Below are 12,825 nucleotides of genomic sequence, written 5' to 3'. Positions count from 1 at the left end.
GCGGCTCAGGACTGCCGGGCGGCTTCGGGCAGTCGGGCCAGGTGCTCCTCGAAGGTCACCTTGCCCACGGCCCGTTCCGGCGTCAGGTGGCCGCCCGCGCGGAAGGCGCGGTAGGTACCGCCGAAGAGGCGCACCCCCGCCACCGGACGGCGCCGGCCGGTCGCCCGCAGATAGGCACGGGCCAGCGACCGGAGCGTACGGACCTCGGGGCCGCCCATGTCCGGCACGCGTCCGGCCGGTGCCCCGAGGGCCAGCTCCGCCAGCCGGTCGGCCACCTCGGCGACCTCCACGGGCTGGTCCGACACCCCGGCCGGGACCAGCGCCACCGGCGGCCTGGCCAGCCCCCGCATCAGCGTCACCACCAGGTCGTGGAACTGGGTCGCGCGCAGCACGGTCCAGCCGAGCCCCGACCGCTCGATCTCCCGCTCCACGGCGAGCTTGCTCGCGTAATAGCCGAACGGCACCCGGTCGACGCCGACGATGGAGATGTAGACCAGATGGCCCACGCCCGCCCGGGCCGCCGCCGCGATCAGATTCCGCGCGGCCTCCTCGTCCCCGCCCCGGACCGTGCTCGCGCAGTGCACGACCGTGTCCACGCCCTCCAGGGCCGCGTCCAGCCCGGCGCCTGCCTCGCGCAGATCGACGGCGTACGGCTGCGCGTGCCGACTGAGCACCCGCACCACGTGCCCGTCCGCCCGCAGCCGCTCCGTGACAAGCCGGCCGAGCGTTCCCGTCCCGCCGGTCACCAGGATCGTGGTCATGCTCCACTCCGTCCCCTCGGGTACCCGGGCGCCCCGTCCGGAACGCCCCCCACCCGCTGGGACCAGACAGCACCCCGGAAATGTGACACCCTCGCGCAGCCGCGTTCACCGGCGCGCGAGCTGCCGCCGGGCGAAGTCCAGCTTGTCCGGGTTCACCACGCATCGCAGATGCGCGATCAGTCCGTCCCGTACCTCGAAGGCGACGATCCCCACCAGCGTGTCGCCCGCCCAAGCGGTCAGCGCGCTCGCCCCGTTCACCTCCACCACCGTGAGGTCCAGGCCCGCCGCGAACCGCTGCGAGCCGCCCACCAGGAAGCGCACCACCTTGTCCCGGCCCACGATCGGCCGCCGGGCCGCCGAGACCTTGCCGCCGCCGTCGCCCCACCAGGTCACATCGGCCGCCAGCAGCTTCTCCAGACCGGTGAGGTCACCCTCGCGGGCGGCAGTGAGGAACGAGGTCACCAGGCTCTCCCGGGCCCGCGCAGCCACCTCGAAGCGGCCCTCGGGCACGGCGATCCGGGCCGCCGCCCGCCGGTAGAGCTGACGGCAGTTGGCCTCGCCCAGGCCCAGCACGGCCGCGATCTCCCGATGGCCGTACGCGAAGGCCTCGCGCAGCACGTACACCGCCCGTTCGGCCGGCGTCAGCCGCTCCAGCAGGACCAGCATCGCCATCGAGACCTGCTCCCCCCGCTCGGCCGACTCCAGCGGCCCGAGCGCGTCGTCGCCGCTGACCACCGGCTCCGGCAGCCAGGGCCCGACGTACCGCTCGCGCCGGGCCCGTGCCGAGGTCAGCCGGGTGAGACAGAGGTTCGTTGTGGCCTTGGCGAGCCAGGCGCCGGGGTGTTCGATGCGAGAGCGCTCGGCGCCGCTGAACCGCAGATAAGCGTCCTGCACCGCGTCCTCGGCCTCCGTGGCGGAGCCGAGCAGCCGGTAGGCGAGGCCGAACAGCCGGGCGCGATGCGCTTCGAACTCGTCCGCCGACGATACGGGGCTCATGCCCTCACCCTGTCAGAGAGCCGGCCACGACATGGCGAGGCCCCCGGCCCTCCGGGTTGCCGGCGGCCCGGCGGCGGGCAAGGGCCGTCGTCACCGCCGCCGGGCCCGCCCGCACCCTAAAAGGACTAGACCAGTGTGGTCAATAGGTCCGGACCAAGGGCAACGTCCCGGCCGACGGCGGAAGTTGACCCGGGCGACCGCGCCGCGCAAGTCCGGCGACACGCACTGTGAGCGAGCCCACATCCGAGGCCTGTCTGGGCGGCCGCCCGGCGTGGCAGACTGACCCTGTACCAGAAGCAGCGCACTCCGGGGTCGGTGAAAGTCCGAACCGGCGGTTATAGTCCGCGACCCGGTCGCTTCCAGCGGCCGGTTGACCAGGTGGAATTCCTGGACCGACGGTTAAAGTCCGGATGGGAGGCAGTGCGCGGCGGGCGGGCACGCATGTGCGCGTCGCCGTATCTGGGCTCGTCCGAATCCGGGCGGGTCCCCGTCGGCGTCGCCCCGGCTGTGCTCACCCGTACATGCTGTCGTCATCGACAGGCCCCGGAGTCCGTGCCCGAAGAGGCAGGAGGACCCGGGAAGTGTTCACCGGAATCGTCGAAGAACTGGGTGAGGTCACCGCCGTCGAGAACCTCGGCGACGCCTCCCGCTTCCGGCTCCGCGGCCCCGTCGTGACCGAGGGCGCGCAGCACGGCGACTCCATCGCCGTCAACGGCGTCTGTCTCACCGTCGTCGACCACGCGGACGGCGAGTTCACCGCGGACGTCATGGCCGAGACACTCAACCGCTCCAGCCTGGGCGCGCTCGCCGTCGGCTCCCGCGTCAACCTGGAGCGCCCCACCGCCGTGGGCGCGCGCCTCGGCGGGCACATCGTGCAGGGACACGTCGACGGCACCGGACGGGTACTGGAGCGCGTGCCGTCCGAGAACTGGGAGATCGTGAAGATCTCGCTCCCCGCGGACCTCGCGCGCTACGTCGTGGAGAAGGGCTCCATCACGGTCGACGGCATCAGCCTCACCGTCGTCGAGGCCGGCCCGGACCACTTCACCGTCAGCCTCATCCCGACCACCCTCGCCCTGACCACGCTCGGCCACAAGCAGCCCGGCGACCCGGTCAACCTCGAGGTCGACGTCATCGCCAAGTACGTGGAGCGGCTGCTCGCGGCGGGTCGGGGGGCCGGCCGATGAGCTGGCTGAACTCCGAGGCGTTCACCCTCTTCGGCCAGCACATCATCTGGTCGGACATGGTCGGCAACATCCTCGGCCTGATCACCCTGGCCCTCGGCTGGCGCCGCTCCCTGCTGACCTGGCCCGTGCAGTTCCTGTCCGGCCTCGTCCTGTTCACCGCCTTCTACGGTCATCTGACCGGCAGCGCCGGCAAGCAGGCCGTCGTCATGGTCGTGGCGCTGTTCGGCTGGTGGCAGTGGCGGCGCACCGAGGACCGGTCGGCGGACGGCCACATCACCCCGCGCTTCGCCACCGGGCGCGAGCGCGCGGCGATGCTCGCCGCCGCCGCCGTGGGCACCGTCGCCGTCGCCCTGCTGTTCAAGGCCTACCCCAGCCTCTCCTGGGACCCCTGGCCGGACGCCTACATCTTCGTCGGCACCATCGTCGCCATGTACGCGCAGGCCAAGGGCATGGTCGAGTTCTGGTTCGCCTGGCTGCTCGTCGACCTCGTCGGCGTGCCGCTCAACTTCGCCAACGGCTACGCCTTCTCCGGATTCGTCTACGTCATCTACGGCGCGCTCGTCCTGTGGGGCATGCGCGACTGGTGGCTGCGCTCCCGCAAGGGCCCGCGGCCCGTCATGGAAGGAGCCCCGGCATGACCTCGGCACCGCCGCTGTACGACACGGACGCCCCCGAGACCTTCGCGCTCGACCCCGTCGAGCAGGCCATCGCCGACATCGCGGCCGGCCGCCCGATCGTGGTCGTGGACGACGAGGACCGGGAGAACGAGGGCGACCTCGTCATCGCCGCCGAGAAGGCGACCCCCGAGATCATCGCCTTCATGATGAGCGAGTGCCGCGGACTCATCTGCGCCCCCATGGAGGGCGAGGAACTCGACCGGCTCCGGCTGCCGCAGATGGTCGACGACAACACCGAGTCGATGAAGACCGCCTTCACCGTCTCCGTGGACGCCTCCGCCGCGCACGGCGTGAGCACCGGCATCTCGGCCGCCGACCGCGCCACGACGCTCCGGCTCCTGGCCGGCGGCACGGCCGAACCCACGGACTTCGTCCGCCCCGGCCACGTCTTCCCGCTGCGCGCCAGGCCCGGCGGGGTCCTCGTCCGCAACGGCCACACCGAGGCCGCCGTCGACCTCGCCCGGCTCGCGGGTCTGCGCCCGGCCGGCGCCATCGTGGAGATCGCCGGCGAGGACGGCCGGATGCTCCGGCTGCCCGAACTGATCCCCTTCGCCCGCAAGCACGGCCTGACGATCATCTCCATCGAGGACCTGATCGCCTACCGCCGCGACAGCGAGCCCACCGTCCGCCGCGAGGCCGAGACCCGGCTGCCCACCGCCCACGGCACCTTCACCGCCTACGGCTACCGCTCCACCGTCGACGGCGTCGAGCACGTCGCCCTCGTCCACGGCGAGATCGGCGACGGCGAGGACGTCCTCGTCCGTGTCCACTCCGAATGCCTCACCGGCGACGTCTTCGGCTCGCTGCGCTGCGACTGCGGCCCCCAGCTGGACGCCGCCCTGGACCGCATCCACGACGAAGGCCGCGGAGTCGTCGTCTACTTGCGCGGACACGAGGGACGCGGCATCGGCCTGCTCTCCAAGCTGCGCGCCTACCAGCTCCAGGAGCAGGGCCACGACACCCTCGACGCCAACCTGGAACTCGGCCTGCCCGCCGACGCCCGGGACTACGCCGCCGGCGCCCGGATCCTCGCCGACCTCGGCGTGCGCAGCGTCCGGCTCATGACCAACAACCCCGACAAGACCGAGGCGCTGCTGCGCCACGGCCTGCGGGTCACCGGCCGGGTCTCGATGCCCATCCAGGCCGGCGAGCACAATCTGGGGTACCTGCGCACCAAGCGGGACCGGATGGGCCACGACCTGCCGTGGCTGGACACGCCCGCCGTGCCGGCCCCACCGGCCGCACCCGCGGCCACCTGCGGCAATCAGTAAGACGAGAACGCAACAAGGAGAGACGTGAGCGGCAAGGGTGCACCGGAGCTGGCCGTACGCAACGCGAGCGACCTCAGGGTCGCCGTCATCGCGGCACAGTGGCACGAGAAGGTGATGGACGGTCTGGTGAACGGCGCCCTGCGCGCCCTGCACGACCTCGGGATCGACGAGCCGACCCTGATCAGGGTGCCGGGCAGCTTCGAACTGCCCGTCGCCGCGAAGGTCCTCGCGGGCCGCGGCTACGACGCGGTGGTCGCCCTCGGTGTCGTCATCCGGGGCGGCACCCCGCACTTCGACTACGTGTGCCAGGGCGTGACCCAGGGCCTCACCCAGGTCTCCGTCGAGACAGGCGTGCCCGTCGGCTTCGGCGTCCTCACCTGCGACACCGAGGAACAGGCCCTGGACCGGGCGGGCATCGAGGGCTCCACCGAGGACAAGGGGCACGAGGCGGTGACGGCGGCGGTGGCGACCGCGGCCACCCTGCGTTCAGTATCCGAACCCTGGCACTAGCCCGGCCGCCACAACGGCTAGGGTGGGGCTCACCATGTCCAAGAAGACGTTCGAGGAGCTCTTCACCGAGCTCCAGCAGAAGGCCGCCCAGGGCGATCCCGCCACCTCACGCACCGCCGAACTGGTCGGCAAGGGCGTCCATGCCATCGGCAAGAAGGTCGTCGAAGAGGCCGCCGAGGTCTGGATGGCCGCCGAGTACGAGGGCAAGGAGGCGGCCGCCGAGGAGATCTCGCAGCTGCTCTACCACGTCCAGGTGATGATGGTCGCCCGCGGGATCTCCCTGGACGACGTCTACGCCCATCTGTGAACCGCGCCGGTTCACGATCCACTCCCCACGCGAAGGAAGCCGACCCCATGCTGCGCATCGCCGTCCCCAACAAGGGTTCCCTGTCCGGACCTGCGGCGGAGATGCTGCATGAGGCCGGCTACCAGCAGCGCCGGGAGGCCAAGGAACTGCGGATCGTCGACCCGGAGAACGAGGTCGAGTTCTTCTACCTCCGCCCCCGCGACATCGCGATCTACGTCTCCTCGGGCCGCCTCGACATCGGCGTCACCGGCCGCGACCTGCTGGTCGACTCCGGCGCCGAGGCCGAGGAGATCCTTCCGCTGGGCTTCGCCCGCTCCACCTTCCGCTTCGCCGCCAAGCCCGGTACCGCCGACGGCATCGCGGACCTCAAGGGCCGCACGGTCGCCACTTCCTACGAGGGCATCGTCGCCAAGCACCTCGCCGACAGCGGCGTCGACGCCTCCGTCGTCCACCTGGACGGCGCCGTGGAGACCGCGATCGAACTCGGTGTGGCCGAGGTCATCGCCGACGTCGTGGAGACCGGCACCAGCCTGCGCAACGCGGGCCTGGAGGTCTTCGGCGAGCCGATCATGAGGTCCGAGGCCATCGTCATCCGCCGGACCGGCGCCGGAGCCGAGGAGGCGGCCGAGCCGAAGGTGCAGCAGTTCCTGCGCCGCCTCCAGGGCGTCCTGGTCGCCCGGACGTACGTGATGATGGACTACGACTGCCGCGTGGAGCAGCTGGAGAAGGCCGTGGCGCTGACCCCCGGCCTCGAATCGCCCACCGTCTCCCCGCTGCACAACGAGGGCTGGGTCGCGGTCCGCGCCATGGTGCCCGCCAAGGAGGCGCAGCGCATCATGGACGACCTCTACGCCATCGGCGCCCGCGCCATCCTGACCACGGCCATCCACGCCTGCCGCCTCTAGGGAGGTACGCACCGAGATGTCCGACATCCCCACCCTTCCCGTCACCTTCCGGCCGGGGCGCACCCGGGCCATCCTGCTCACCGCCGGTGTCGCGATCCTCGTGGTCCTCTCCGGGATCGCGATGCTGCTGGAGTTCACTCCGGGGGAGCGGGTCAGCTTCATCGTCACCGGGGCGCTCATCTTCTGGGCGCTGGCCCAGCTGGCCCGGGTCAAGGTCGTCGCCGACGAGAGCGGCGTCACCGTGGTCAACATCGCCGGAAAGCGGCACCTGGACTGGGCGGAGATCGTCCAGGTGAACCTCCGTCCGGGCGATCCCTGGGTGTTCCTGAACCTCAGCGACGGCACCAGCCTGCCCGCGCTCGGCATCCAGCCCGGCGTCGCCAAACAGCGGGCCATCGCCGACGCCGGGGCCCTGCGCGCCCTCGCCGAAGCCCATGCGGCGACCCGCCAGGGACAAGATCAGCGCTGACTCGGGGGCGCCCGCCCTGCCCCTACCGCCCATGTCTTGATTAATCTGGTGACGGAGGCCCTTTCGCTGCGCCTCCGCCCCTGTGCGCCGCCCGGTGCCAGGGGTTCCTGCAACCCGAGGAGTGACTCCCTCCGGCGATGGACGGATCGTCCTGTAGTACCTGCGCCGCCCCGACCCGACATACCGGGAAGGCGGTGGCCGCGTGACCAGCTCCCTGCTGCTCCTAGGAGCGGCGTTCCTGCTCATTCTGGCCAACGGCTTCTTCGTGGCCGCCGAGTTCGGCCTGGTGACGGTCGAGCGACCGGACGCCGAGCGGGCCGCCGCCGAGGGCGACAAGCGCGCCCGTACGGTCGTCGAGTCGCTGAAGGAGCTGTCCTTCCAGCTCTCCGGCACCCAGCTCGGCATCACCATCACCTCCCTGGTCGTCGGCATGCTCGCCGAACCGGCCCTGGCCGGGCTGCTGCACGCCCCGTTCGCCGCGCTCGGCCTCCCCGAGGGCGTCGTCTCCGGCGTGGCCGTGGTCGTCGGCATGCTGTTGGCCTCCGCGATCCAGATGGTGATCGGCGAACTCGTGCCCAAGAACTGGGCCGTCTCCAAACCGCTGCAGGTCGCCCGCTTCGTGGCCGGCCCGCAGCACCACTTCTCCCGCCTGTTCCGGCCGGTGATCGCCGCGCTCAACACGGTCGCCAACCGGCTGGTCCGCGCGCTCGGCGTCGAACCCGCCGTGGAACTGGCCTCCGCCCGCACCCCGGGCGAGCTCGTCTCCCTGGCCAGGCACTCCGCGCAGGCCGGGGCCCTGGAACAGGACACGGCCGACCTGTTCGTGCGCACCCTGTCCCTGGGCGAGCTGACCGCGCAGCACGTGATGACCCCCCGGGTGAAGGTCAGCGCCCTCCAGGACTCGGCCACCACCGAGGACGTCGTCAACCTCACCCGGGCCACCGGCCTGTCCCGCTTCCCCGTCTACCGGGAGAAGATCGACGAGATCGTCGGGATGGCCCATCTCAAGGACGCCCTGGCCGTCCCCGTGCACGACCGGCTGCGCACCCCGGTCGGCCGCATCGCCCGCAAAGCGCTCCTCGTCCCCGAGACCCTGCCCGTCCAGCCGCTGCTCGCACGCCTGCGCAGCGAGCAGCCCATCGCGGTCGTCGTCGACGAGTACGGCGGCACGGCCGGCGTCGTCACCCTGGAGGACATCGTCGAGGAACTCGTCGGCGAGGTCCGCGACGAGCACGACGCCAAGGACATGCCCGAGCTGGCCACCGCCCAGCCCGAGGACGGCAAGCCGGCCTGGGACGTCGACGGCAGCTGCCGTGTCGACATCCTGCGGCGCATAGGCCTCGACGTGCCCGAGGGTCCCTACGAGACCGTCGCCGGCCTCGTCGCCGACCTGCTCGGCCGCATCCCGGCCCCCGGCGACCGGGCCGAGCTGCCCGGCTGGCGGCTCTCGGTCCGCCAGGTCGGCCACTACCGCGCCGAACGGGTCCGCCTGGTCCGCACGGCCACGGTCAACGTCATGGAGGCGGCCCGATGAGCGTCCTCCAGCTGTTCTTCGCCGCCCTGCTCGTGCTCACCAACGGCTTCTTCGTCGGCGCCGAGTTCGCGCTCGTCTCCGTGCGCCGCAGCCAGATCGAGCCGCTCGGCACCGCACGGGCCCGTCAGGTGCTGTACGGCCTGGAGCGGCTGCCGCAGATGATGGCCGCCGCGCAGTTCGGCATCACCGTCTGCTCCCTGACGCTCGGCGCGGTCGCCGAGCCGACGGTGGCGCGTCTGCTGGAGCCGGTGTTCGAGGCGATGCACCTCCCGCAGGGCATGATCCATCCCCTCGGCTATGTCATCGCCCTGGCCGCCGTGGTCTTCTTCCACCTGGTCATCGGCGAGATGGTGCCGAAGAACCTCGCCATGGCGGCGCCCGAGAAGGCGGCCATGTGGCTCAGCCCGGGGCTGGTCTGGTTCGCCCGGCTGTGCAAGCCGATCACCGTGGCCCTCGGCGCCTGCGCCCAGGGCATCCTGCGGCTCTTCCGCGTCGAGCCGAAGGACGAGGTGGAGGCCGTCGTCACCAGTGAGCAGCTCAACCGGCTGCTGGAGGACTCCGGCCAGGCGGGGCTGCTCGACCCGGAGGAGCAGGAGCGCCTGGAGGACGCCCTGGAGCTGGGCTCCCGCCCGGTGACCGACGTGCTGCTGCGCCGGGAGACCCTGGTGACGGTGGCTCCGTCGGTCACGCCGGGCGAGATCGTGCGGCTGACCGCCCGCACGGGCTACTCCCGCTTCCCGGTCGCGGCATCGGAGAAGGGGGCCTTCATGGGGTACGTCCATGTGAAGGACGTCCTCGACCTCGAGGACTCCGACCGTGCCGTGCCCCAGCACGTGTGGCGCCCCATGACCACCCTCCGCGCCGAGCTGCCGCTGGACGACGCGCTCACGGTGATGCGCCGGGCGGCCACGCACCTCGCCCAGGTCGCCGACGCGTCCGGCAAGGTGCTCGGTCTGGTGGCGCTGGAGGACGCGCTGGAGCTGCTGGTCGGCGAGGTGCGGGATCCCGCCCACCGCGAACCGGCCGACGTGCGGCTGACGGAGCCGCGGGTCAGCGGCGAGCCGGAGAGCGCGCTGGCGACCTGAGGGCCGCCCGCCGGCGCCTGTACGGCCGCGGGCGCGTGGGGGCCGGCCGCACGGCTCCCCGCGCCCCGGACGGGTGCGGTGCGGGCGGTCGGGGGGCCGGCGGTCCGTCTACATCGTCGACGGGTCCTGCGGGCCGCGGCCCGACAGGACCTCGCCATAGGCCTGCATCAGGTCGGGCAGCCGTAGGGTGGCCAGGTCCTCGCGGGCGAGTGTGCCGGCGTACGTCGAAAGCCGTAGATCCCGGTACGCGCAGCTCTTCTCGTACAGCGTCCGCAGGAACCGCCCGTTGCCCAGCTCGTCGATCCACCCCTGAGCGACCACGTGCCCGGCGACCGACCGCAGCTCCTCCAGCGCCTCCCCGTCCCACGCGTCCCCGTTCTCCCCGGCCAGCACCTTGCCGATCTCGGTGAGTTCCTGCGGCCGGTAGGAGGGGAAGTCGACCCGGGTGGTGAACCGCGAGGACAGCCCGGGATTCGCCGCCAGCAGCCGGTCCATGCCCTCCGGATAGCCGGCCAGGATCACCACCAGGTGGTCCCTGTTGTCCTCGGCCCGCTTGAGCAGCACCTGAAGCGCCTCGTCGCCGTACGCGTCGCCCTTGCCGTACCCCGAGTTGGACAGCGAGTACGCCTCGTCAACGAACAGCACCCCGCCGATCGCGGAGTCGATCAGCTCGTTGGCCTTCACGGCCGTCTGCCCGAGGTACTCGCCGACGAGGTCGGCCCGCTGGGCTTCCACCAGATGGTCGCCGCCCAGCAGACCCAGCGCGTAGAACACCCGCCCGAGGATCCGCGCGACCGTGGTCTTCCCGGTCCCGGACGGCCCCGAGAAGACGAAGTGCCGTTTCGGGGGCTGCACCGGCAGCCCCTGCCCGGTCCGCAGCCGGGCCATGTTCAGCTGCGCCGACAACGCCTTGACCTGGCGTTTGACCGGCTCCAGCCCCACCATGCGCTCCAGCTCGGCGAGCGCCTCCTCCAGGAGGGCGGGATCGGTCGGCCCGGCCGGCATCGCCGACGAGGACACCCCGGTCTTCACCCGCACCGCCGCATCGGACACCGACGGCAGGGGACCCGTCGGCAGATCCGGTTCGGACAGCCGCAGATCGCGGCCGTCCAGTCCGAAGAGCGGATCGAATCCGTCCGCCCCGTCCACGGTGTCCTGCCCGGAGCCGGTCAGGGTGATCGCCGCGAGATCGACCGCCTCGTCGTACCCGTCGCCCTCGGCGATCGCGGCGAGTCGTGCCGAGGTGTCCATGAACGCCGGGTCGACCCGGTGCACCGCGCGGTACAGCGGGAGCGCGGCGGCCGAGCGGCCGGTGCCCTCGTGAGCGCGGGCCAGCCAGTACCGCAGCTCCTTGCGCTGCGGCTGCTCGCTGCGGCACCGCATCAGCGCCGCCGACAGCAGCGGCTCGGCCTGGCCGTACATCTCCAGCCTCACCCGGGCCATGCCGCCGAACAGACCGGCCTCGATGCCGAGCAGGGGATCGTCCAGCAGGGAGTCGGTGTGCCGGACGAGCTGGTCCCAGTCCTTGACCAGATAGGCGCGGCAGGCGTGCAGAAAGCGGACCTGCGGGTCGGTGTCGACCGGGGGCAGCCCGGCGAGCGCCCGGTCCAGCTCGGGCACATGCCGGCCGTCCAGCCAGTGCGAGGCGTGCGCGAGCAGCAGGTCACGCGGGCTCTCCAGCACCGGCTGCACCCACCAGCCGAGCCAGTACCAGGAGTTGAGGGTCCGGCGGTGCCGGGCGCGCTGCTCGCCGAAGCGCTCGCGGTGCCGGAACATCCGCAGCAGCGCGGTCGTCGTGTCGACCCGCAGCGCGTGTAACCCCAGCCAGGCGTCCGCCATGCCCGGATCCATCCGCACCGCGGCGCGGAACTCCTCCTCGGCCTGCGGGTAGGCGCCCATCGTGTAGGCGTCCACACCTCGCAGCCAGGCGAGGTCGGCCGGGGCCTCGGGGCCCTGCGTGCCGAAGTCCATCACGTCCCCCCACAAACCGTGCCCCCGTGGTTCACCACCGGGCAGTCGCCCGATGGTCGCCGCGGTCGAACCGCTGTGCCGCGGACCGGAGTTGCAGGTGCGCGAGGCAGCCGCTCGAAGGTCGCACCGAGGGCATCGTACCCGTGGGGCCACCGCGTGCCGAAGGGTGCCGCACGGGCCGTTCGCCGAGGTGGGAGCAGACGGGGCGCACGCCATGTCGTGACCGAGGGTGAGCGGATCGATGCGCGGGGCGGCCGGAAAACGGGCCGCGGGCAGAACGAAGCCCCCGATCACGGGGGAACAACCGGGGGCTTCGCGTCACTGGGCGGCTCCCAAGGGCCGCACATTGAGAACGTAAGACCTGTACGGGCCCCCGGTCAAGCGCAGTTGAGGCACTCGGGAAAGTTCACCGGCGCGCCTCTTCGCAACCTCACCACATGGGCGACGGGTGTTCACTCTGTGTAGTGATTTGGTCCGGTCCAGCGGCCGACTCGGGTCCCGGCAGCACCTCGTACCCCTCGCGTGTCTGCCGTACCAGGAGCCCGGCGTGAGGGCGCGAAGGATCCTCGGTGAAGTGCGCCCGCTCCGCCTCGACCCAGCCGTTCCAGAACTCGCGCTGGCTCTCCCCGTCCCGCGAGCGGCCGCGCGCCCAGGACCGTGCCGCCGGCAGGTCCATCCACAGCAGCTCCGCCAGATGCGGCCGCAGTGCACGGCGGCCCGCGCCCACGCCCTCGATCAGCACGACGGGCGCGGGTGGCAGCGGGCGGGGCGCGCCGAACGCGCGGGCCTGCCAGTCGTATGGGGTGTATCGCGCGCTCGCCCCGCGGGCCAGGGGCTCGATCACCTGGGTCAGGAGCCGGTCGGTCCAGGCGAAGAGCTGTTCGTGGCTGGCGAGGTCGTCGAGGTGGAGCACCGGCGCTCCGCCCAGCGCGGCGGCCAGTCGCCCGGCGAAGGTGGACTTCCCGCTGCCGGCGTGCCCGTCGACGCCGATCAGCCGGACCGGCCCCAGGGAAGGGGGAAGCCCGCGCAGCCGGGCGGCGAGGTCGCGAATGGTGGTTCCCGGGGTGTGATGCGGTGTGTGGGGACTTTCGGGAATCAGTCTAGTGGTGGCCCGGGGCGGGGGAGCGGACGTGCCGTCGGGCCGGAAGCAGT

At 72.1% G+C, this 12,825-nt stretch carries 13 protein-coding genes and 1 riboswitch; of the genes, 9 read left to right on the top strand and 4 right to left on the bottom strand.

The features are described from left to right. Window positions 1–5 precede the first annotated feature (5 nt). A complete protein-coding gene (locus ACIBA9_RS20195) occupies window positions 6–761 on the bottom strand; it encodes an SDR family oxidoreductase (RefSeq protein WP_399364743.1) in 756 nt (251 codons plus the stop codon). A gap of 105 nt (window positions 762–866) precedes the next feature. Continuing rightward, window positions 867–1,757 carry an RNA polymerase sigma-70 factor gene (locus tag ACIBA9_RS20190; RefSeq protein WP_399364741.1) on the bottom strand — a complete coding sequence of 297 codons (891 nt, stop codon included), beginning with the start codon at window positions 1,755–1,757 and terminating at the stop codon, window positions 867–869. A gap of 297 nt (window positions 1,758–2,054) precedes the next feature. Continuing rightward, window positions 2,055–2,185: riboswitch (FMN riboswitch) on the top strand. A 153-nt stretch (window positions 2,186–2,338) separates the two neighbouring features. Here ACIBA9_RS20190 and ACIBA9_RS20185 point away from each other — a divergent pair. The 9 genes from ACIBA9_RS20185 to ACIBA9_RS20145 all read left to right on the top strand — a co-directional run bounded on the left by ACIBA9_RS20185 (window position 2,339) and on the right by ACIBA9_RS20145 (window position 9,702). After that, window positions 2,339–2,944 carry a riboflavin synthase gene (locus ACIBA9_RS20185; protein ID WP_362161523.1) on the top strand — a complete coding sequence of 202 codons (606 nt, stop codon included), beginning with the start codon at window positions 2,339–2,341 and terminating at the stop codon, window positions 2,942–2,944. Further along, window positions 2,941–3,582: a nicotinamide riboside transporter PnuC gene (pnuC, locus tag ACIBA9_RS20180; protein WP_362161526.1), complete on the top strand. Its 642-nt coding sequence runs from the start codon at window positions 2,941–2,943 to the stop codon at window positions 3,580–3,582. The genes ACIBA9_RS20185 and pnuC overlap by 4 nt, the downstream gene beginning before the upstream one ends. Continuing rightward, window positions 3,579–4,892, top strand: coding sequence for a bifunctional 3,4-dihydroxy-2-butanone-4-phosphate synthase/GTP cyclohydrolase II (locus tag ACIBA9_RS20175; protein ID WP_362161529.1), 1,314 nt, complete (start codon window positions 3,579–3,581; stop codon window positions 4,890–4,892). Before pnuC ends, ACIBA9_RS20175 begins: the two co-directional genes overlap by 4 nt. A 24-nt stretch (window positions 4,893–4,916) precedes the next feature. Next, window positions 4,917–5,402 (top strand): 6,7-dimethyl-8-ribityllumazine synthase, encoded by a 486-nt coding sequence (gene ribH, locus ACIBA9_RS20170; protein WP_362161531.1) that lies wholly within the window; start codon window positions 4,917–4,919, stop codon window positions 5,400–5,402. Window positions 5,403–5,436: 34 nt separating this feature from the next. Continuing rightward, window positions 5,437–5,709 carry a phosphoribosyl-ATP diphosphatase gene (locus tag ACIBA9_RS20165; protein WP_171158221.1) on the top strand — a complete coding sequence of 91 codons (273 nt, stop codon included), beginning with the start codon at window positions 5,437–5,439 and terminating at the stop codon, window positions 5,707–5,709. A gap of 47 nt (window positions 5,710–5,756) precedes the next feature. Next, on the top strand, window positions 5,757–6,614 hold the full coding sequence (gene hisG, locus ACIBA9_RS20160) for an ATP phosphoribosyltransferase (protein ID WP_362161533.1): 858 nt from the start codon (window positions 5,757–5,759) through the stop codon (window positions 6,612–6,614). 16 nt (window positions 6,615–6,630) lie between these two features. Beyond that, a complete protein-coding gene (locus ACIBA9_RS20155) occupies window positions 6,631–7,083 on the top strand; it encodes a PH domain-containing protein (protein ID WP_399364737.1) in 453 nt (150 codons plus the stop codon). 202 nt (window positions 7,084–7,285) lie between these two features. Continuing rightward, the gene (locus ACIBA9_RS20150; protein ID WP_399364735.1) at window positions 7,286–8,617 is read left to right on the top strand and encodes a hemolysin family protein; all 1,332 of its coding nucleotides are present in this window, start codon (window positions 7,286–7,288) and stop codon (window positions 8,615–8,617) included. Further along, window positions 8,614–9,702, top strand: a complete 1,089-nt coding sequence (locus tag ACIBA9_RS20145; RefSeq protein WP_362161542.1) for a hemolysin family protein — start codon at window positions 8,614–8,616, stop codon at window positions 9,700–9,702. The genes ACIBA9_RS20150 and ACIBA9_RS20145 overlap by 4 nt, the downstream gene beginning before the upstream one ends. A 108-nt stretch (window positions 9,703–9,810) precedes the next feature. On the opposite strand, the gene ACIBA9_RS20140 is transcribed toward ACIBA9_RS20145, so the two are convergent. After that, the gene (locus ACIBA9_RS20140) at window positions 9,811–11,673 is read right to left on the bottom strand and encodes an AAA family ATPase (protein ID WP_399364732.1); all 1,863 of its coding nucleotides are present in this window, start codon (window positions 11,671–11,673) and stop codon (window positions 9,811–9,813) included. A gap of 430 nt (window positions 11,674–12,103) precedes the next feature. Beyond that, entirely contained in the window at window positions 12,104–12,724 is a 621-nt protein-coding gene (locus ACIBA9_RS20135) for a uridine kinase (protein WP_399365060.1), read from the bottom strand. Between the last annotated feature and the right edge of the window lie 101 nt (window positions 12,725–12,825).

The organism is Streptomyces sp. NPDC051452, from assembly GCF_044454765.1.
Taxonomy (GTDB): Bacteria; Actinomycetota; Actinomycetes; order Streptomycetales; family Streptomycetaceae; genus Streptomyces.
The sequence above is the reverse complement of the archived record's forward strand: the minus strand, read 5'-3'. Positions and strand labels throughout refer to the sequence as shown.

What these genes read in the sequence shown, in the direction of transcription:
- ACIBA9_RS20195 (WP_399364743.1), bottom strand. Translation starts at nt 761, where the DNA reads ATGACCACGATCCTGGTGACCGGCGGGACGGGAACGCTCGGCCGGCTT.
- ACIBA9_RS20190 (WP_399364741.1), bottom strand. Translation starts at nt 1,757, where the DNA reads ATGAGCCCCGTATCGTCGGCGGACGAGTTCGAAGCGCATCGCGCCCGG.
- pnuC (WP_362161526.1), top strand. Translation starts at nt 2,941, where the DNA reads ATGAGCTGGCTGAACTCCGAGGCGTTCACCCTCTTCGGCCAGCACATC.
- ACIBA9_RS20175 (WP_362161529.1), top strand. Translation starts at nt 3,579, where the DNA reads ATGACCTCGGCACCGCCGCTGTACGACACGGACGCCCCCGAGACCTTC.
- ACIBA9_RS20165 (WP_171158221.1), top strand. Translation starts at nt 5,437, where the DNA reads ATGTCCAAGAAGACGTTCGAGGAGCTCTTCACCGAGCTCCAGCAGAAG.
- hisG (WP_362161533.1), top strand. Translation starts at nt 5,757, where the DNA reads ATGCTGCGCATCGCCGTCCCCAACAAGGGTTCCCTGTCCGGACCTGCG.
- ACIBA9_RS20155 (WP_399364737.1), top strand. Translation starts at nt 6,631, where the DNA reads ATGTCCGACATCCCCACCCTTCCCGTCACCTTCCGGCCGGGGCGCACC.
- ACIBA9_RS20145 (WP_362161542.1), top strand. Translation starts at nt 8,614, where the DNA reads ATGAGCGTCCTCCAGCTGTTCTTCGCCGCCCTGCTCGTGCTCACCAAC.
- ACIBA9_RS20140 (WP_399364732.1), bottom strand. Translation starts at nt 11,673, where the DNA reads ATGGACTTCGGCACGCAGGGCCCCGAGGCCCCGGCCGACCTCGCCTGG.